This window comes from Inquilinus sp. YAF38, assembly GCF_052113205.1.
Lineage (GTDB): Bacteria > Pseudomonadota > Alphaproteobacteria > DSM-16000 > Inquilinaceae > Inquilinus.
Map to the genome: position 1 here is coordinate 1 of NZ_JBFRCU010000046.1, position 18586 is coordinate 18586.

Consider the following 18586-nt stretch of genomic DNA (forward strand, 5'->3'; position numbering starts at 1 on the left):
GCCGGCGCCGCCGCGGACGGGCGGATCTCGGCCCGCGCCGGCGCAGCAGCCGGGCGGCCGAGCGCCGCGCAATCGACGAAACGGTCGCATTCCGACTGGAACAGCGGGTCCATGCGGCGGGCGGGGCCGATGGCGATCACCCGCTTGCCATGACGGCGCAGGCTGCGGACCAGCGGCAGGAAGGCCGCGCTGCCGGTCACCAGCACCACGGTGTCGATGCTGCGATCGAGCAGCGCCAGCTCCATGGCGTCGACCACGAGGCGCAGCGAGGCCGCGTCGCGGCCGGGCTCGATCTCGGTGGTCTGCACCTGGTCGAAGCCGTGGCGATGGGCGACGCCGCGCAGGTCGGACAGCGCTGCCCAGTCGGCATAGGCGATGCGACGGGCCGGGCGGCAGACTGTGCCGAGCCCGCCGAGGATGCGGGCGAGATCCTCCGGCCCATCATCGACCGAGGCGTCGCCCGACAGCGACGCGACATCGAGGAAGACCGCGGCCACCGGCAGCGCCGGGGTGTCCTGGGCAAGCGAGGTATCGTCGGTCATATCGGGTTCTTACTCCCGACCGCGGGTCGGCGCCAAGGGGGGAAGGGCCAAGTTTTAAGCAAGTTTTAGCAGGATGGGGCGTTCACGCCACATCGCCGGAGAGCCGGGCCAGCGCCCGCTGCCGCCCGATCAGCGGCAAGAGGCCTCGCAGCTCCGGACCGTGGTCGAGGCCGGTCAGGGCCAGGCGCAGGGTCAGGAACAGCGGCTTGCCCTTGACCCCGGTGCGGTCGCGCACCGCTGCCGTCCATGCGCCCCAGCTGGTGTCGTCCCAGGGCTCGGGCGGCAGCAGCCCGGCCGCGGCGGACAGCAGCGCCGCATCGGCAACGATCGGCGTCACCGGGCCGGTGACCACCCGCCACCACTCGGCTGCGTCCTCAAGCCGCTGCAGGTTCGGGCGCAGCACCGCCCAGGCCGCCTCGTCGACGGCGCCGAGGCCGAGCGCCGCCAGCCGGTCGCGCACCGCCGCATAGGGCGTCTCGTGCAGGATGCGGCCGTTCAGCCGCTCCRGCTCGGCCGGGTCGAAGCGCGGGATGGTGCGGGAGAATTTGGCGAAGTCGAACTCGGCGACGAGGTCGTCGAGCGAGAGCCGCGGCTCGATCGGGTCGGAGGTACCGAGCTTGGCCAGCAGGCTGGTCACCGCCAGCGGCTCGATCCCCTGTTCCCTTAAGCTGCGCAGCGACAGGCTGCCCAGGCGCTTGGACAGGCCGTGGCCCTCGGCGTCGGCGATCAGCGAGAGATGGGCATAGGCCGGCGGCGCGGCGCCCAGCGCCTCGGCCAGCTGGATGTGCATGGCGGTGTTGGCGACATGGTCCTCGCCGCGCACCACCAGGGTGACGCCCATGTCGATGTCGTCGACCACCGACCCGATGTGATAGAGCGCCCGCCCGTCCTCGCGCACCAGCACCGGGTCGGAGATGTCGCGGCCGTTGAAATGGACCCGGCCGCGGACCTTGTCGTCCCATTCGACCGGCGCGTCGGCCATCCTGAAACGCCAATGCGGGCGGTGCCCTTCCGCCTCGAGCCGAGCCCGGTCGGCATCGGTCAGGGCCAGCGCGGCGCGGTCGTAGAGCGGCGGCAGGCCGCGGGCCAGCAGGCTCTTGCGCTTGAGCTCCAGCTCCTCCGCCGATTCGTAGCAGGGATAGAGCCGGCCGGCCGCCTTCAGCCGGTCCTGCGCCGCCCGGTATCGGTCGGTGCGGTCGGACTGGCGGGCGAAGCCGTCCCAGCCGAGGCCGAGCCAGCGCAGATCCTGCTCGATCGCCGCGGCGAATTCGGCGCTGCCCCGCTCGGTGTCGGTGTCGTCGAGCCGCAGCAGGAAGTGCCCGCCCGTGGCGCGGGCGGCGAGCCAGCAGACCAGGGCGGTGCGGACGTTGCCGACATGCAGCAGGCCGGTCGGGCTCGGGGCGAAGCGGGTGACGATCGGGGCGGAGGTCGGCAGGTCGGTCATGGGCGGGGAGATAGCACGATCCGGCCGGGAACGGAAAAGGCCCGGAACCCCGGGCCTTTCCATCGCGGACTGCAGGGATCAGGCGTCGGCGGCGATCACTCCTCGCCGCTGCCGCCATCCTCCGACCCGCCGGAGGTCATCATGCGGTCGGAGACCAGCCCGGCATTGCCCCGGATCTTGGCCTCGACCGACTTCGCCATCTCCGGGTTGTCGCGCAGGAAGACCTTGGCGTTCTCGCGGCCCTGGCCGATGCGCTGGCCGTCATAGGAGAACCAGGCACCCGACTTCTCCACCACCCCGGCCTGGACGCCAAGGTCCAGCAGCTCGCCGGTCTTCGAGATGCCTTCGCCATACATGATGTCGAATTCGACGGCGCGGAACGGCGGCGCCATCTTGTTCTTCACCACCTTCACCCGGGTCTGGTTGCCGGTGACGGTCTCGCGGTCCTTGATCGCGCCGATGCGGCGGATATCGAGCCGGATCGAGGAGTAGAACTTCAGCGCGTTGCCGCCCGTCGTCGTCTCCGGATTGCCGAACATTACGCCGATCTTCAGCCGGATCTGGTTGATGAAGATGACCAGGGAGTTGGACTTCGAGATCGAGCCGGTGAGCTTGCGCATCGCCTGGCTCATCAGCCGGGCCTGCAGGCCGGGCTGGCTGTCGCCCATCTCGCCCTCGAGCTCGGCCCGCGGCACCAGCGCCGCCACCGAATCGATGACGATCACGTCGATCGCGCCGGAGCGGACCAGCGTGTCGGTGATCTCCAGCGCCTGTTCGCCGGCATCGGGCTGCGAGATCAGCAGCTCGTCGATGTTGACCCCCAGCTTGCGGGCATAGGTCGGGTCCAGCGCATGCTCGGCGTCGATATAGGCGCAGGTGCCGCCGGCCTTCTGCGCCTCGGCCACGGCATGCAGCGCCAGCGTGGTCTTGCCCGAGCTTTCCGGCCCGTAGATCTCGATGATCCGGCCCTTCGGCAGGCCGCCGATGCCGAGCGCGATGTCGAGGCCCAGCGACCCGGTCGAGATCACCTCCGCATCGACCTGGGGCCGCGCCCCGAGCTTCATCACCGACCCCTTGCCGAAGGCGCGTTCGATCTGGGTCAGGGCGGCTTCCAGCGCCTTGGTCTTGTCCATCGGGGCTCTTTCCACAACGCGGAGAGTCGGGGTCGACATCACCAGTCCCTTCCAGTTGCATGGCGCCATACGCCGCGTCAATGCAGCTCTTGTACACGTTTTGTTCGCACCAAGCAAGAGCCGGAGCGAGAGGCGCCTTTCGCGGCCGCGGCTTCGCAAGCAGGATCAATCCGCTTCGGGCTAACAAGAGCCCGGGAGAACGAACCGATGCCGAAGGACGCCACCCTCGACCGCCACCTCGCCCGCATCCAGCGGGTGATCGACCACATCGCCGCCCATCTCGACGACCCGGTCGACCTGGACCGGCTGGCGGAGGTGGCCTGCTTCTCGCCCTACCACTTCCACCGGGCCTACCGGTACCTGCTGGGCGAGACGGTGGCGGATACGGTGCGCCGGCTGCGCCTGCACCGCGCCGCCGGCACCCTGCTGGAGAGCGAGACGGCGGTGGCCCGCATCGCCCGACGGGCGGGGTACGGCAGCACCGCCGCCTTCAGCCGCGCCTTCGCCGGCCGCTACGGCCGCCCGCCGGGGGCCTATCGCGGCACGCGCCGGTCGTTCCCCTTCGACTCACCTGAAGGAGAGACAGCCATGCCCGACGTGACCTACCGCACCCTGGCGCCGATTCGCGTCGCCGCCATCCGCCACACCGGCCCCTATATGGAGGTCGGCCGCAGCTTCGACATCCTGATGTCCTGGGCCCGCGCCCGCCAGCTGCTGCGCCCGGGCGCCCGCAGCCTGGGCATCTATTACGACGACCCGGCGGCGACGCCGCCCGCCGTGCTCCGGTCCGACGCCTGCCTGGAGGTCCCGGAAGGTGTGACGGGCGAGGGTGAGGTCGTCCTTCGCACCGTCGCCGGCGGGCCGCACGCGGTGCTGCGCCACACCGGCCCCTATGCCGAGCTGGAGCGGTCCTATGCCTGGCTGTACCGGACCTGGCTGCCGACCAGCGGCGCCGATCCGGCGGAGGCGCCGATCTTCGAGGAGTATCTGAACGATCCGCGCAGCACGCCGGCCGCGGAGCTGGTCACCGACATCCACCTGCCGGTCCGGGCGATTCCGGACGGCCGCGGCTGACAACGCCAGAAGGCCGGATCAGACGATGATCCGGCCTTCCGCACTCATGCAATCGAACCTCAGAACGGGTAGACGTCGCCGGTCGGCAGCCGGTCCACCGCCAGCGGCAGCGTGGCGTTGGGCTTGCAGGTCACCGCCCGACGCCAGCTCGGCTCCGCGGCGGTGGCGTAGGAGCCTTCGGGATACGGGCCCGGGGCCTCCGCCGAGACCGGGTTCGGGCCGGTCGGCACGTTGACCACCTCGTAGGACGGCACGCGCTGCGGCTGCTCGCCGGCCGCCACCGGGACGGCGGCGAAGGGGATGTAGGTGTCATCCGACTGGTCCGCGACCGACGATCCCTTCGCGTGGCGGGCGGCGCGGCGGTCGCGCGCCGAGGACACCGGAGCCATGGCCACGACCGGCCCCTGGAATCGCGCCGCCGCGGCGGGCGGCACGGTGTAGGGCTGCCCCGGCGCGGCCGAGGCGGCCGGCACGGACGAGGCCGCCGGCACGGACGAGGCCGCCGGCACGAAAGCAGGAGCCACGACCGGCGTCAGCGCGACCGGCTGGCCCGGCGCCGCCGCTTCGGCCGGATAGCAGTTCGGCACCGGCAGGCACTGGAAGGTCGCCCCCTTGCGGCCCTCGACCACGTCCTCGACCTTGAACACGGCCAGGCGGTTGATCTGGGCGCATTGCGCGTTGGCGTAGATGGCGGCCTGGTCCGCACTGTTGATGAAACCCGCATAGTCGACGCGAGTCTCCTTCGGCGTCACCGGATCGATCCCGCAGCCCGAGACGGCGAGAACGGCGGCGAAAAGCGCTGCGCCACGAAGCATCGAATACCCTCGATCTGAAAGCCCCTCGCCGCCACCCTAACACGGACACGCAGCGAGGCGGAGACGAGAACGGCGCCTTCCATCAAAGATGGAATCACGCGGCGGCGAGGACACGCCTTTCGGCCGAGACCGCAGACGACAACGGCGCCTTTCGGCGCCGTAGGGATCGGTCAATCGTCGCGGTGGGTGCGTTCCAGCCGCTCGTGGCGCTCCTGCGCCTCGAGGCTGAGGGTCACGGTCGGCCGCGCCTCCAGCCGCTTGACGCCGATCGGCTCGCCCGTCTCCTCGCAGAAGCCGTAGGAGCCGTCCTCGATCCGCCGCATCGCGGAGTCGATCTTGGACAGGAGCTTGCGCTCGCGGTCGCGGATCCTGAGCTCGAGCGAACGGTCGGTCTCCGCGGAGGCCCGATCGGTCAGATCCGGCTCCTGGATGCCGCCATCCTGCAGGCTGCTCAGGGTCGCGTTGGATTCGGCGAGAAGGTCGGCCCGCCACTTCAGAAGCTTGCGCCGGAAATACTCCAGCATCATCGGATTCATGAAGTCTTCATCATCCGACGGCCGATAATCCGGGGGCAGAAGCATCGCTGTCATCGCAACAACCACTCACTGTCTGACGTGCCGGCCTTCGTCCGAGCCTGGGCGGCGCGGAGTATAGGGAGACGCCGGAACGGAAACAATCGAAACGATGCGCGGATCGTGTTTTATAACCCGCTGATTTTATTGGACTTTTAACGACCGCACAAGATCCGTCGCCCCCGGACGCCGCTTCGCCTCGCAGCATCGGGGTGCCGCAGCGGCCCACCGGATCAGGGCCGGTCGGGCACATTGCGGCATGCGGCGCCCTGATAGCGCCGAACGGGTCAGGAACGCAAGGGGATCAGAGTGTGGCGGCGATCCGAGCGGCCATGCACCGGGCGAAGAGCGGCGCTGAACGGATCTTTCAGGGGCAGGTCGGTCGCCCTGGAAAAGCCCGATCCGGCGCGCGACAGTGCAACGAGAGCCGACTGCCGGGAGCCGATCGTGACCACCGCCTTCACTACCCTTTTTCTCGGCCTGGCCGCTTTGCTCGCCCCGCTGGCCGGCGCCTCGGCCAATGATTCGACGGCCGAGCTGGCCGCCGGCGGGCTGGTCCTGACCAGGACCGCGGACATCGAGATGCGGTCCGAGGACCTGTATGTCTCGGCCAAGGAGATCCGGGTCGGCTATCGTTTCTTCAACCGCGCGGCGCAGGACCGGACGGTGACCGTCGCCTTCCCGATGCCGGACGTCACGCTCGACTTCATCGACGGCATGACCGCCGTGCCGCATCCCGGCAGCGAGAACTTCCTGGACTTCTCGACCAAGGCCGACGGCAAGCCGGTGGCGACCGAGGTCGAGATCAAGGCCTTCGGCAACGGCGTCGACCAGACGGCGCTGCTGCGCAAGCTGGGCGTGCCGATGTATCCCGACGCCGATTATGACGGGCTGACGGCGCTGCCCAAAGCCAAGCGGGACGAGTTGATCGGGCTCGGCCTCGCCGCCGTCAACGAATTCGATTCCGGCAAGGGCTGGGAGCAGCATGTCGTCCCGATGTGGACGCTGAAGACCACTTACCATTTCCAGCAGACCTTCCCCGCCGGACGCGAGGTGGTGATCGAGCACCGCTACACGCCCGGCACCGGCGAAAGCGTCGGGTCGGTCGTGGGTTCTTCCTATGCCGTCGGCACCCCCGAATATGCGGACGATTTGCGGACCTACTGCATCGACCAGGGCTTCCTCGCCGCGGTCGGGCGGGCGAAGGCCAAGGCGGGCCAGGACGGCATGCCGTTCAGCGAGCAGCGGGTCTCCTACATCCTGACCACCGGAGCCAATTGGGCGGCGCCGATCAAGGACTTTCGGCTGGTAATCGACAAGGGTGACGCCAAGAATCTGGTCAGCTTCTGCGCCGACGGGGTGAAGAAGATCTCGCCGACCCAGTTCGAGGTGCGGAAGACCGACTTCACCCCCGGCGCGGAGCTCAACGTGCTGATCCTGCGGCCGATTCCGCCTCAGTAAAACAGGTGCCTACAGCCGCCAGAGCGCGTCGCGCCGTTCCAGCATCTTCCGCCGCTGCTCGGCGGAAAGCTTGGGCATGATCTCCAGGATCGTTCCCTGCACCACGCCGCGCAGCTGCTTGAATTCGTCGCTCATCGCCGTCAGCGCCGCGGCCACCTTGTCGGGATCATAGGGCTCGGCCGACAACACCTCGTTCACCGCCGCGCGCTGCCGGCGCAGCTCGTCCAGGAGCGGCTTGGCCTCGGCCCGGCGCTGGTCGAGCAACTGCCCCAGCGTGGTCCGGTCGGGCTCCGGCAGGGTGGCGACGGCCTCGGCCAGCGCCGACGGGCCGGACCGCGAATCCGATCGCCACAGCCAGGTGCCGATGACGCCGAGCAGCAGGAGGTTGAGCGCGAGCGAGGCGATGAGCGCCCAGCGCCACGAGCGTGCGGTCACGGCGTTCCTCCGAAGGGCGACGTGTCGTCCGCCAGGGCATAGCCCAGGGTCGACGACCAGTCGTCGTCATTGGCCTGCACCGTGGGCACCATGGCGCCCAGATACACGCCCACCACCAGCGCCGCGGCGAAGGCCACCGCCGGCCGCCAGGACAGGATCTCCGCAATCCAGCGGCGCGGCCGCGGCGCCGCGTCGAGGATGCGGCCGAGAATCGCCGCCGAGGGCGGCGCGACGCGCAGGTCGTTGAGGACGGCCGCGACCGCCCGGGCATCGGCCATGGCGGATCGCGCCTCGGCCGACGCCGAAAGCAGCGCCTCAGCCCCGTCCTGATCGGAGGCGGGCCATCGGTCGATCACCGGGCCGTGCCCGTCGAGCAGATCGAGGAACCGATCGAGCGTCATCTCGGCCATGTCACACCTCTCCCATCAGATCGGCCCGTTCCGCCGCCAGGGCCTGGCGCAGGGCGCGCCGGCCGCGCGCCAGGAGCGATTCCACCGCCTCGACCCCGACCCCCAGGGTCTCGCCGATCTCACGATTGCCCTGGCCCTCGTAGTGGCTGAGCAGGATCGCCGCGCGCTGCCGCTCGGGCAGTTGGGCCAGCGCCTCGGCGACCCGGCGAGAGACCCGGGCGCGCTGCAGCCCGGCTTCGGCGCCGGCGGCCGGGTCCGGCGGTTCCGGCACCGCGTCGAGCGCGACCGAAGGCTGCCGCCGCAACCGGTCGATCGACCGGTTGTAGGTGACGCGGGTGAGCCAGGTCGAGACCGTGGCGCTGCCGTCCGGCCGCCAGCGCCCGGCCTCCTTCCACAGCGCCAGGAACGCGTCCTGGGCCACGTCCTCGGCGTCGGCGCGGCTGCCCAGCATGCGCTGGGCGAAGGCGAGCAGGCGTCCGAGATGCCGGTCGACCAGGCGGCGGCAGGCGGCGGCGTCTCCCGCCGCCACCGCCGCCACCAGGGCATCGTCGCTCTCGGCCACGCTTCAGTTGCGGTGAGTCTTGAGGTCATCGATCGAAAGCACACCCGTCTTCCCGGTGTCGCGGCGGTCGAAGCGGGCCAGAGCCGGCGCCTCGAATTCAGCCGCGGTCACCTTGCCGTCCTTGTCCGCATCGAGCTTGTCGAAGCGCTGTTCCAGGCGGGGGCGTATCTTCGCGATCATGGCGTCGACATACTGCTCCTTGGTCAGCGCCCCGTCACCCGCCGTGTCGAGCCCTTTGAACCGCGCCTCGGACCAGGCCAGGACCTCCGTCCGCTCGATCTTGCCGTCCTTGTTGGTGTCGAGCTGGCGGAAGAAGCCGCCGCGCCAGCCGCCTTCGGGCGCGCCCTGGGCGGCCGCCATGGCGGTGCCGGCGACGAGGGCGACAAGCGCGGAACCGACAATCCACTTCGTCTTCATGATGCTCTCGGCTTTGCGCACCACCAGGGTGCCCGATGTCCCCTTCACGCCGCAGCCGCCGGGTTCCGTCGCATGTCGGACTCGCCGACGCTTGCGCGACCCCGGGACTTGGCCCACCTCTTGTGCAGATGCCGTTCCGCAACCGGGCGATGCCATGGCCGACTTCACCTTCCTGGACCGCGACGTCCTGCGCCTGACCGGCGAGGACCGGACTGCCTTCCTGCAGGGGCTCGTGTCCAACGACATGCGCAAGGTGGCGCCGGACCGCGCCGTCTTCGCCGCCTTCCTGACGCCGCAGGGCAAGTATCTGCACGATTTCCACGTGGTCGCGCTGGGCGATGCCTGGCTGATCGACTGCGAGGCCGGGCGCGGCGCCGACCTGTTCCGGCGGTTGCGGATGTACAAGCTGCGCTCCAAGGTCGAGCTGGCCGACGTCACCGCCGACTGGGCGGTGGCGGCGATCCCCGGCGAGGCCCTCGATCTGCCGAATGAGCCGGGGGCCGCGCGCCCCCTGGCCGACGGCGTGATCCATGTCGACGCCCGGACGGCGGCGCTCGGCGCCCGGGCACTGCTGCCGAGGGCGACCGCCATGGCCGCGCTGGCGGGCCTGACCGAGACCGGCCCGGAGGCCTGGGACCGGCTGCGCCTGACCCTCGGCGTGCCCGACGGCAGCCGCGACCTGGTGCCGGAGAAGACGGTGCTGCTGGAGGCGAATTACGATTCGCTGAACGCCATCGCCTGGGACAAGGGCTGCTATATGGGCCAGGAGCTGACCGCCCGCACCCGCTATCGTGGCCTGTTGAAGAAGCGGCTGGCGCCGGTGCTGCTGGACGGCCCGGCGCCGGAGCCCGGCACCCCGATCCTGCGCGACGGCCGCGAGGCCGGCGAGATGCGGTCGAGCCGTGACGGCATCGGCCTGGCGCTGCTGCGGCTGGAGGCGTTGGAGGGCGACTCGGGACCGCTGCTGGCCGGCGACACATCGGTCCGCCCTGCGACCCCGGCTGGAAAGGCGGCCTGACCGCTCCGCGCGCTGGCGACTCACCCCGGCTGCATGGTTTCCTATCCCTTGCGGCGCATTTTCGCCGCGAGGGGGAGTCCATCATGCGCATCTTCGCTGTCATCGGCCTGTTGCTGTGGGCCGCCGCCGCCGGCGCTGCCGAGCCGGCGCTGGACCTGACCATCGGCGGCGAGACCCGCCACTTCACCCGCGACCAGCTGCTGGCCCGGCCGGACGCCGCCACCATCGAGGTGGCAAAGGACGCCGTCTATGGCCGCGCCATGACCTACCGCGCCGTGCCGGTGGCGGGGCTGATCGCCGGGCTGACGCCGCCGCCCGACACCGTGATCGAGGCGGTGGCGACGGACGGCTACGCGGCGCAGCTGCCGGTCGACCTGCTTCTCAACTCCGACCCGAAGCTGGTGATCGCCTGGGTGGCGATCGAGCCGGCGGATGCCCCCTGGCCCGCCCTGCCGGAGAAGACGGTCAGCGCCGGCCCGTTCTACCTGGTGTGGAGCGGCGACCAGGCGGCGACGGTGCGCAGCGAGCAATGGCCGTACCAGATGGCGAAGCTGGCGACCCAGCCCTCCCCCGCCGCGCGCTGGCCGGAGCTGGCGGTCGACCCGGCCCTGCCGGCCGCCGACCCGATCCGCAGCGGCCAGACGCTGTTCGTCACCCAATGCCTGGTCTGCCACAAGTTCAGCGGCGCCGGATCGGCCGATATCGGGCCCGACCTGAACCGGCCGATGAACCCGACCCAGTATCTTGCGCCGGCGGCGCTGCACGCGCTGATCCGCGACCCGGCCGCGGTGCGCGACTGGCCGGACCGCAAGATGCAGGGCTTCACGCCGGACCAGATGAGCGACCGCGAGATCGACCAGGTCATCGCCTATCTCCGCCATATGGCCGGGCGGAAGAGCTGAAGACAGTCCCTTCCCCGTTTCCGCCGGGGCCGGATCTGCTCTAGGGTCGTCCCAACCCGCGCTTCCCAGAGGATTCTTCCCGTGAGCACGCTCGACCAGGTCCTGTCGGCGATCGACGCCGGCCTCGATTCCAGCCTCGACCGGCTGATGGCGTTCCTGCGCCTGCAGAGCATCTCGACCGACCCCGCCTACAAGGCGCAGTGCCGCGCCGCGGCGGAATGGCTCGCGGCCGACCTGGCCGATGCCGGCATCGCCGCCGAGGTGCGCCCGACCACCGGCCATCCGATGGTGGTCGGCCACGCCGTCGCGGCCGGCGCCGGCCCGTCGGTGCTGTTCTACGGCCACTACGACGTCCAGCCGGTCGACCCGCTGGAGCTGTGGCACGCCCCGCCCTTCGAGCCGCGGATCGAGACCGGCGCCGATGGGGTGAAGCGCATCCGCGCCCGCGGCGCGTCGGACGACAAGGGCCAGTTGATGACCTTTGTCGAGGCCTGCCGCGCCTGGAAGGCCGTCACCGGGTCGCTGCCGCTGCCGATCACCGTGTTCTTCGAGGGCGAGGAGGAATCGGGCAGCCCCAGCCTGAACCCGTTCCTGGAGGCGAACCGCGAGGAGCTGTCCAAGGACCTGGCGCTGATCTGCGACACCGGCATGTGGGACCCGAAAACGCCGGCGATCACCACCAGCCTGCGCGGCATGGTCTATGAGCAGGTGACGATCACCGCGGCCAATCGCGACCTGCATTCCGGCATCTATGGTGGCTCCGCCCGCAACCCGATCCATGTGCTGACCCGGATCCTGGCCGACCTGCGCGACGATGACGGCCGCATCACCGTGCCCGGCTTCTATGACGGCGTGCACGAGGCGCCGACCCAGCTGAAGGCGCAGTGGCAGTCGATGGGCTTCGACGAGGCCGAATCGCTGCGCCAGATCGGGCTGTCGGTCCCGGCCGGCGAGCGCGACCGCGCGCCCCTGGAGCGGCTATGGGCGCGGCCGACCTGCGACGTCAACGGCATCTGGGGCGGCTATACCGGCGAGGGCGCCAAGACGGTGATCCCGTCCAAGGCCTTCGCCAAGGTGTCGTTCCGGCTGGTCGGCGACCAGGACCCGGCGAAGATCCGCGACGCCTTCCACGAGTTCGTGACGTCCCGCCTGCCGGCCGACTGCTCGGCCGAGTTCTGGTCGCGCGACGGCAGCCCTGCCCTGTCGCTGGCGATCGACAGCCCGGCCCTGACCCGCGCCCGCGCGGCGCTGCAGGACGAATGGGGCCGGCCGGCGATGCTGATCGGCTCCGGCGGCTCGATCCCGGTGGTCGGGTCGTTCAAGAGCATCCTGGGCATGGATTCGGTGATGGTCGGCTACGGGCTGGACGACGACCAGATCCACAGCCCGAACGAGAAATACGACCTGACCAGCTTCCACAAGGGCATCCGCTCCTGGGCCCGGATCCTGGCGGCGCTGGCGGAGAAGTAGGGCCGGCGGTTCCTTCTTTCACTGTCATGCCCGGGCTTGACCCACAGCTGTTCGGTTTAGAAAAACCTGCGTCCGAAGCGTGTTTTCTTAAATCGCCTTCTATTTTTATTGTCATCCTCGGGCTTGACCCGAGGATCCAGGGGCTGTCGAAGCAGTTCTCGGTGGCCCCTGGATTGCCGGGTCAAGCCCGGCAATGACAGCAAGAGAGGGCGGGTGTCGTTCCCTACCCCGCCCTACCCCAAATGGAAGCTGGCCATGGCGGCGATGCGTCCCCGGTCGCTCGGGTGGCGGTCGCCGCCGCGGCGCATGTGGCGCAGCCGGCGCAGCTCCGACACGCCGCTATGATGCAGATGGTCGAGCATCGCTGCATGGCTGGAGGGCACGGTGATCGTCATCGGCCCGACCGGCGCCAGGACGGAGAGCGCCGCGACCAGGGCCGCCGCGGTCTTCTGGTCCTCGGCCAGCACCGGGCCGACCCGGTCCGGGTGGCGCAGCCCGTAGCCGACCACGCGCCCGTCGCGGCGGCAGACCACCCCATCGGGATATTCGCGAAACAGCTCCCGGAGCCCGGTCGTACGGTCGGCGCCGAACACCGCCGCATCATAGGCCGCGACATCCGGCAGGTCGGACTCCGCCATCGGCGCCAGGCCGGGCACCGGCGGCGCCTCGACCGGGCCTTTCGCCTCCAGCACCACCGAGGCGTCGACATCGACGAAGCCAAGCCTTTCATACAGCGGCGCGCCGAAGGGCGAGGCGTCGAGCAGGATCACGCGGTCGGCCGGCACCGGGGCCAGCGCCGCCTCGACGATGCGGCGGCCGAAGCCGCGGCCCTGCATCGCCGGGTCGGTGCCGACCACGCCGAGATAGGCCACCCGGCCGTAATCGACCACCGCCGCCCCGGCCCGCAGCACCCCGTCCGCCTCCAGCACATGGATCGCGGCATTGGGCATGCGCGACAGCCGGGCGATGGTCGGCCCGAACCGCGGATTGCCGAAGGCCGCGCCCATCAGCGCCGTCAGCTCCGCCTCCTCGCCCGGCCGCATCCGCCGGCACATCATCCGACCGCCACCAGCACGGCGCCGCCGCCGATCAGCGCCACGCCCAGCCAGGCCAGCCCGGACAGCGTCTCGCCCAGGACGATCGCGCCGAACACCGCCACCAGCACGACGCTGAGCTTGTCGATCGGCGCCACCTGCCCTGCCTGGCCGAGCTTGAGCGCCCGGAAGTAGCAGAGCCAGGACGCCCCGGTGGCCAGGCCGGACAGCACCAGGAACAGCCAGGTCCGGTCGGAGATCGAGGAGACCGGCTGGAACTGCCCGCTGGCGGCGACGATGCCGCCGATCGCCACCAGGATGACGACCGTGCGGATGAAGGTGGCGAGGTCGGAGTTGATCGCCTCGATGCCGATCTTGGCGAAGATCGCGGTCAGGGCGGCGAAGACGGCGGAGAGCAGCGCCCAGAACTGCCAGGAGGAGAGAAGGTTCATGCTCGACTCGCTGCAGGAGACCCGACCAGCTTGGCCCCGATCCCAAGGGCAGCGGAAGGGGCCGCGGCCACGCGCCTGCCATGCCCGGGCCGACGCATGGCGCTTGCGGCTGCCGGGCGGGATGGTTATTTTCAAAGCATGGACTTTGACAATGATCCTTCCCGGGAGCCGGCGACGGCGGCGGAGCGGCTGCTCCTGCTGCTGAAGACGCGCGGCGGCCAGAGCGCCGCGGCGCTCGGCGCCGCGCTCGGCACCACCGGGGAGGCGGCGCGGCAGCAGCTGGTCAAGCTGGCCGAATCCGGGCTGGTCGAGTCGGCGCCGCAGCGCGCCGGGGTCGGCCGGCCGGTCCAGCTCTGGTCCCTCACCGCCGCCGGCCACGCCCGCTTCCCGGACGGCCATGCCGAGATGGTGGCCGGGCTGATCGCCGGCGTCCGGCGCGAGCTGGGCGAGGCGGCGCTGAACCGGCTGATCGCCGCGCGCGAGGCCGAGACCTTCGCCCGCTATGCCGACGCGGTGACGGGCACGGCGACCCTGCGCGACCGCATTGCCGCCCTGGCTGGCCTTCGCACCCGCGAGGGCTACATGGCTGGGTGGGAGGAAGACGAAAACGGCTTCCTTCTGGTCGAGAATCATTGTCCGATCTGCGCCGCGGCGGCGGCCTGCCAGGGCTTCTGCCGCTCCGAGCTCGACTTGTTCCGCCGCGTGCTCGGGCCGGAGGCCCGGGTGGAGCGCACGGAGCACATCCAGGCGGGGGCGCGCCGTTGCGCCTACCGCATCCTTCCACACCCAAGCCGATCAGAAAGTGAGCACCACCATGGCGTTTGAACTTCCCCAGCTGCCCTACTCGCAGAACGCCCTCGCCGAGCGCGGCATGTGCCAGGAGACGCTGGAGCTGCATCACGGCAAGCACCATCAGGCCTATGTCACGGCGCTGAACGGCTTCGTCGAGAAGGACGATTCGCTGAAGGGCAAGTCGCTCGAGGAGATCGTCGCCTTCGCCTACGGCAAGGACAACCTGGCCCCGGTGTTCAACAATGCCGGCCAGCATTGGAACCACATCCTGTTCTGGCAGAACCTGTCGCCGAAGGGCGGCGCCATCCCGGGCGCGCTCGAGAAGAAGATCACCGATGATCTCGGCGGCGTGCAGGCCTTCAAGGACGCCTTCAAGGCGGCCGCGATCGGCCAGTTCGGCTCCGGCTGGGCCTGGCTGGTGCTGGGCAAGGACGGCAAGCTGAAGATCACCAAGACCCCGAACGGCTCCAACCCGCTCGCCACCGGCGAGGGCAAGGTGCTGCTCGGCCTCGACGTGTGGGAGCACAGCTACTACCTGGACTTCCGCAACCGCCGGCCGGACTACGCCCAGAACTTCCTCGACAAGCTCGCCAACTACGAGTTCGCCGAGGCCCAGCTCAAGGCCGCCTGACGCCGACCCCGCCCGCCGGTCCGGCTTCCGCTACGGGAGCCGGGCCGGCGGGCGGCCTTTTTCCGACGGCCCTCAGGGACAGACCTTGGTCGCGCGCACATCGCTTCGCCTCAACCCGGACCCGCGGCACCCGCCGGCGGTTCCCCGCGACCGTTTCGCCGAGGCGCTGTCGCGCCTGACCGCGACCATCTGCGTGGTGGCGGCGGCCGAACCCGACGGCACCCGGCACGGCCGCACCGCCACCGCGGTGATGTCGCTGGCCGCCGACCCGCCGACCATGCTGGTCTCGATCGACCGCACCAGCGCCATGGCCGGGGTGATCGAGGCCACCGAAGGCTTCTCCGTCGCCATGCTGGCCGAGCATCAGGACGAGGTCGCCGACGCCTTCGCCGGCAAGCTGCCGATCGCCCGCTCCGAGCGCTTCACCCGCGGCACCTGGTCCGCCTGGCCCTCCGGCCGGCCGAAGCTGGAGGGCGCGGTCGCCGTGATCGATTGTCACCTGATCGGCCTGACCGAGGTGTCGACCCACATCCTGTTCGTAGGCCTCGTCACCGGGGTCGAGACCCGCGACGCCTCCCCTCTGCTGTGGAGCCTGCGCCGCTACGCCGGCGTCGCCGCTCGCCCGGCCGCAACGCCCGGGGTGGACGAGGACTGAGCGCGTCCAGGTTGTGCTCCTAGAGCAGACCTTCAGTGGCTAGCCCGGCGCCAGCGAGAGCGCCGTGTTGTCTGGGATCAGGGCTTCCTCAGCATCGCCGAGCATGCGCTGATCCTCCAGGTCTCACCGCCGACAGTGCCGACCCTTCGCCTAGTCCATTTCGGCGGCCTAGGGCCTCAGGCCAACTCTGTATCGGTCGAGCATTGCGCCCAGCCAATCAGCCTCGATCATCGGCCCGCCGGCAGCGCTGCTCAGTAACTTCGCCTCAGCCCGATCGAAAAGCGCGATGCTGCGCTGCTCGTTGTCGTGACGGCACAGGTACGCGATGCCATCCACCTGATCCGGATGCTCAAAAACCTCGCGCGCAAAGGCTTGGGTATCGGCATAGTTTGTTTCGGGCGTCGCACTGATCAATGCAGTGAGTCCAAGCGGGACGAGACCCTTTCCGTATGCTTCCAACAGCCGCACAGGTCCCAGCAGCACCTCAGAAATTCGCCGCTCCGCCAGCTGGCCCTGTGACAGAAGTGTCGCATCCGGCCCTCGGAGGCAGGTTTCGACGAATGCCGCCTCTCGGCTCCCGCCGAGATACAGAACGCCGAAGCGTCCTTCGGGATCGTCAAACCGGTGCTTCTGCCCGCGACCAAAATACCGATAATCGTGCTGAAGCGAATGACACCGGTAGACCGGCCCTTCGAAGGGCACGACTGGAAGGTGCGCCGGCAGCGGCATCAGTAGCGCCTCATGCCGGCACGTGCTCTCCATACTCCTCCGCTGCCCGAAGAACCGGATCAACGTCGCCACGATCGAGCAGATCGACCGGCCGCTGCGATCCAAGACGGCTATCCCTCGTCAGCAACCAATGCAGCTTGATGAAGGGATCGCCTACTTTGAGCCGCCCCAGGACCGCTGGAAGGTGCGGCCGCACTGCGGGGCGCGTGAGCTGGAACGCCGGAAAGCGATAATTGCCCTCGTTGTCAGGCACCGAAAGAAGTTTCCCCGATTGGACCTGTTTGTGCACGGCCTGGGGGGATATCCCGAGATGTTGGGCCACCTCTCGCGTTGAGTAGGTCCCGCCAGCCTCTTCGAGGTCTCGCTCAACCATCTCCCGACCGCGTTTCAAAGCGCGAAGGATGGCGTCACTCCGCGCTTGCGGTCGAAAAGCCTCCGGACGCACTTTCGGAAGCGCCTCGACATCGGGCTCAGAGAAAACCGGAATGAGGCTGAAAGCGAACTCCTTCCCGCCCCTTGGGGGCCGGATAGTGATGATGCCGGCTTCCGCCAACTCACGAACTTTCGAAACGTGGATATTCCCGTGGGCCTCGACTGGCCCTCTGATCTCCACCTGTGCAGCGGATCCTCTACGGTGATAAGCAAGCTTCTGCTTTCGAATACGCAAGGGGGGCTTGGGTTCGCCCGGCTTGCTAGCCGAGATCAAGTGACGCGTCTGCCGGCTCACGCTAAGCTTCTGCAGAGCCTCCTTCACCCCTTGTGGCATAGGTACCAAAACCGCGTCCTTGCCGCTCCGCCGCAGTCTTTCTACCAATTCGTCAGCAGCTTCATCGGCCTCGCTCTTGAGTTCGACGCCTAGGTGGCGCGCTAGACTGCGAGCTGCTACCGACCAAGCATCGCGGCGGGAGCCGCGCTCATTTTCAGGGTTGCCCATGAGATAAAAATGGGTCCAGTTGATCTGGTTGTCAACCGCATCAACCAGCTAAGGCTTTGCCGCCTTTTGTCCGGGTCGCACATTAGGCAGGACGCCATTGCGCCCTGCCAGATGGATCGCCAACTCAGGCATGCCTGACCCCTTCCGTTGGGGCACCTGCCGACACGCTCTTGCACAACCGGTCACCTCGGCCTCTCTCCCAGTGCCAGACGCCTTCTAAACGTCTATCCGTGAAACGAACCCCAGGATACCAATACCCCAATACACGTTTCTGTCTCGCTGACCATCATTGTAGATCACTTGTCTCCATTCGCTTGGCGGCGTCAGGTTTTTCAAGCAAACAAAGCCACATTGCATTTCGGCCGGCATTCTCTCCGCTTCCGAGGTCAGTCTCGAAAACGTAGCTATCAGTTTACTTCTATCTTCATGCACCGCATCGAAGCAGGTGATTCCGCAACTGATGGACCCATTCCTGCTAATCGGCTCATTTACCGCCCTGACACATCTCTTGAAATCCAATATGATGCCGTCATAGTCAACCATTCCATTGCGATTGAACTTTTTCACTTCGATGACATAGGCCGGTTTGCTTTGCTCTTCATAAAGCATGTCGATCTTAATATCGAACTGGGGAGAGCGGCCTATCGAATTCTCTCGAAAACGAAGGCTAGGTCTGCCGCGACCAACAGCGCCGGCATCCAATAATGTGCCACGCACAGCCGCCTCCATGACGACCTCGCTAAATCTCGCGGACAGCGCCCCGACGATAAACTGTTGTATCTCTCGCTCATAGCAATATGAAATTCGCTCGCCTTGCTTCTCAAACCTGCGGCCACTGAGGAATCCGGATTCGATAAATGTCGATATTTTATCCAGAACGTTATTTCCAATCAGAAATTTTCTCAGGATAGCATTATTTATTACAGAATTTCGCACTGAGTCAAATCTATTTGGCTGATAGTATTTTAACCACCTAGCATAGCAATCTGGACACATTCCGTTTATACGCTCCGTATCACAATACATTCTGTCGTCGACGGAGAAAATATTTAGTCTACCCTTGGATTTATCCATGATTCGACGCCCCGACACTAGAAGATGAGC

22 protein-coding genes are annotated in these 18586 nt (G+C 68.4%); 8 read left to right on the forward strand and 14 right to left on the reverse strand.

Annotated features, from left to right (window positions below):
- The 3 genes from AB4Z01_RS20345 to recA form a co-directional block, all read right to left on the reverse strand.
- Positions 1 to 542: NYN domain-containing protein (locus AB4Z01_RS20345; RefSeq protein WP_441696741.1), on the reverse strand; the 542-nt coding region annotated here is incomplete at its 3' end.
- A gap of 82 nt (positions 543 to 624) precedes the next feature.
- Positions 625 to 1986: a glutamate--tRNA ligase gene (gene gltX / locus AB4Z01_RS20350; RefSeq protein WP_441696744.1), complete on the reverse strand. Its 1362-nt coding sequence runs from the start codon at positions 1984 to 1986 to the stop codon at positions 625 to 627.
- A 95-nt stretch (positions 1987 to 2081) separates the two neighbouring features.
- Entirely contained in the window at positions 2082 to 3158 is a 1077-nt protein-coding gene (recA, locus tag AB4Z01_RS20355; protein ID WP_441696884.1) for a recombinase RecA, read from the reverse strand.
- Between the two features lie 168 nt (positions 3159 to 3326).
- Between recA and AB4Z01_RS20360 the strand changes: the two genes are divergently transcribed.
- Positions 3327 to 4193 (forward strand): AraC family transcriptional regulator, encoded by an 867-nt coding sequence (locus tag AB4Z01_RS20360; protein WP_441696747.1) that lies wholly within the window; start codon positions 3327 to 3329, stop codon positions 4191 to 4193.
- A gap of 59 nt (positions 4194 to 4252) precedes the next feature.
- On the opposite strand, the gene AB4Z01_RS20365 is transcribed toward AB4Z01_RS20360, so the two are convergent.
- The gene (locus AB4Z01_RS20365; protein WP_441696750.1) at positions 4253 to 5008 is read right to left on the reverse strand and encodes a hypothetical protein; all 756 of its coding nucleotides are present in this window, start codon (positions 5006 to 5008) and stop codon (positions 4253 to 4255) included.
- Positions 5009 to 5178: 170 nt separating this feature from the next.
- Positions 5179 to 5598 carry an RNA polymerase-binding protein DksA gene (dksA, locus tag AB4Z01_RS20370; RefSeq protein ID WP_138892197.1) on the reverse strand — a complete coding sequence of 140 codons (420 nt, stop codon included), beginning with the start codon at positions 5596 to 5598 and terminating at the stop codon, positions 5179 to 5181.
- 429 nt (positions 5599 to 6027) lie between these two features.
- Between dksA and AB4Z01_RS20375 the strand changes: the two genes are divergently transcribed.
- Positions 6028 to 7041, forward strand: coding sequence for a DUF4424 domain-containing protein (locus AB4Z01_RS20375; protein WP_441696753.1), 1014 nt, complete (start codon positions 6028 to 6030; stop codon positions 7039 to 7041).
- Positions 7042 to 7050: 9 nt separating this feature from the next.
- Here AB4Z01_RS20375 and AB4Z01_RS20380 read toward each other — a convergent pair whose 3' ends face one another.
- Genes AB4Z01_RS20380 through AB4Z01_RS20395 form a run of 4 tightly spaced genes read right to left on the reverse strand, consistent with a single transcriptional unit; the run spans position 7051 to position 8886 of the window.
- A complete protein-coding gene (locus tag AB4Z01_RS20380) occupies positions 7051 to 7476 on the reverse strand; it encodes a periplasmic heavy metal sensor (RefSeq protein ID WP_441696756.1) in 426 nt (141 codons plus the stop codon).
- Complete coding sequence (locus AB4Z01_RS20385; RefSeq protein WP_441696759.1) at positions 7473 to 7886, reverse strand: hypothetical protein; 414 nt, start codon at positions 7884 to 7886, stop codon at positions 7473 to 7475. The genes AB4Z01_RS20380 and AB4Z01_RS20385 overlap by 4 nt, the downstream gene beginning before the upstream one ends.
- A 1-nt stretch (position 7887) precedes the next feature.
- Positions 7888 to 8448: an RNA polymerase sigma factor gene (locus AB4Z01_RS20390; RefSeq protein ID WP_342240379.1), complete on the reverse strand. Its 561-nt coding sequence runs from the start codon at positions 8446 to 8448 to the stop codon at positions 7888 to 7890.
- A gap of 3 nt (positions 8449 to 8451) precedes the next feature.
- Positions 8452 to 8886, reverse strand: coding sequence for an EF-hand domain-containing protein (locus AB4Z01_RS20395; protein WP_441696762.1), 435 nt, complete (start codon positions 8884 to 8886; stop codon positions 8452 to 8454).
- A 133-nt stretch (positions 8887 to 9019) separates the two neighbouring features.
- Here AB4Z01_RS20395 and ygfZ point away from each other — a divergent pair, with 133 nt between their 5' ends.
- The 3 genes from ygfZ to AB4Z01_RS20410 all read left to right on the forward strand — a co-directional run bounded on the left by ygfZ (position 9020) and on the right by AB4Z01_RS20410 (position 12255).
- Positions 9020 to 9883, forward strand: a complete 864-nt coding sequence (gene ygfZ, locus AB4Z01_RS20400; protein WP_441696765.1) for a CAF17-like 4Fe-4S cluster assembly/insertion protein YgfZ — start codon at positions 9020 to 9022, stop codon at positions 9881 to 9883.
- An 83-nt stretch (positions 9884 to 9966) separates the two neighbouring features.
- Entirely contained in the window at positions 9967 to 10785 is an 819-nt protein-coding gene (locus AB4Z01_RS20405) for a c-type cytochrome (RefSeq protein WP_441696768.1), read from the forward strand.
- A gap of 81 nt (positions 10786 to 10866) precedes the next feature.
- A complete protein-coding gene (locus tag AB4Z01_RS20410; protein ID WP_441696771.1) occupies positions 10867 to 12255 on the forward strand; it encodes a dipeptidase in 1389 nt (462 codons plus the stop codon).
- Between the two features lie 233 nt (positions 12256 to 12488).
- On the opposite strand, the gene AB4Z01_RS20415 is transcribed toward AB4Z01_RS20410, so the two are convergent.
- A complete protein-coding gene (locus AB4Z01_RS20415; RefSeq protein WP_441696772.1) occupies positions 12489 to 13298 on the reverse strand; it encodes a GNAT family N-acetyltransferase in 810 nt (269 codons plus the stop codon).
- Positions 13299 to 13309: 11 nt separating this feature from the next.
- On the reverse strand, positions 13310 to 13741 hold the full coding sequence (locus AB4Z01_RS20420) for an EamA family transporter (RefSeq protein WP_441696775.1): 432 nt from the start codon (positions 13739 to 13741) through the stop codon (positions 13310 to 13312).
- 138 nt (positions 13742 to 13879) lie between these two features.
- Between AB4Z01_RS20420 and AB4Z01_RS20425 the strand changes: the two genes are divergently transcribed.
- The 3 genes from AB4Z01_RS20425 (at position 13880) to AB4Z01_RS20435 (ending at position 15819) form a co-directional block, all read left to right on the forward strand.
- Positions 13880 to 14566 carry a helix-turn-helix transcriptional regulator gene (locus AB4Z01_RS20425; protein ID WP_441696778.1) on the forward strand — a complete coding sequence of 229 codons (687 nt, stop codon included), beginning with the start codon at positions 13880 to 13882 and terminating at the stop codon, positions 14564 to 14566.
- Positions 14556 to 15164, forward strand: coding sequence for a superoxide dismutase (locus AB4Z01_RS20430; protein WP_441696781.1), 609 nt, complete (start codon positions 14556 to 14558; stop codon positions 15162 to 15164). The genes AB4Z01_RS20425 and AB4Z01_RS20430 overlap by 11 nt, the downstream gene beginning before the upstream one ends.
- 85 nt (positions 15165 to 15249) lie before the next feature.
- On the forward strand, positions 15250 to 15819 hold the full coding sequence (locus AB4Z01_RS20435) for a flavin reductase family protein (RefSeq protein WP_441696783.1): 570 nt from the start codon (positions 15250 to 15252) through the stop codon (positions 15817 to 15819).
- Positions 15820 to 15987: 168 nt separating this feature from the next.
- Here AB4Z01_RS20435 and AB4Z01_RS20440 read toward each other — a convergent pair whose 3' ends face one another.
- From AB4Z01_RS20440 to AB4Z01_RS20450, 3 genes are all read right to left on the reverse strand, one after another.
- Positions 15988 to 16548, reverse strand: a complete 561-nt coding sequence (locus AB4Z01_RS20440) for an RES family NAD+ phosphorylase (RefSeq protein WP_441696786.1) — start codon at positions 16546 to 16548, stop codon at positions 15988 to 15990.
- A 10-nt stretch (positions 16549 to 16558) separates the two neighbouring features.
- Positions 16559 to 17482, reverse strand: coding sequence for a hypothetical protein (locus tag AB4Z01_RS20445; protein ID WP_441696789.1), 924 nt, complete (start codon positions 17480 to 17482; stop codon positions 16559 to 16561).
- 216 nt (positions 17483 to 17698) lie between these two features.
- Positions 17699 to 18556, reverse strand: a complete 858-nt coding sequence (locus AB4Z01_RS20450) for a hypothetical protein (protein WP_441696792.1) — start codon at positions 18554 to 18556, stop codon at positions 17699 to 17701.
- Positions 18557 to 18586 lie beyond the last annotated feature (30 nt).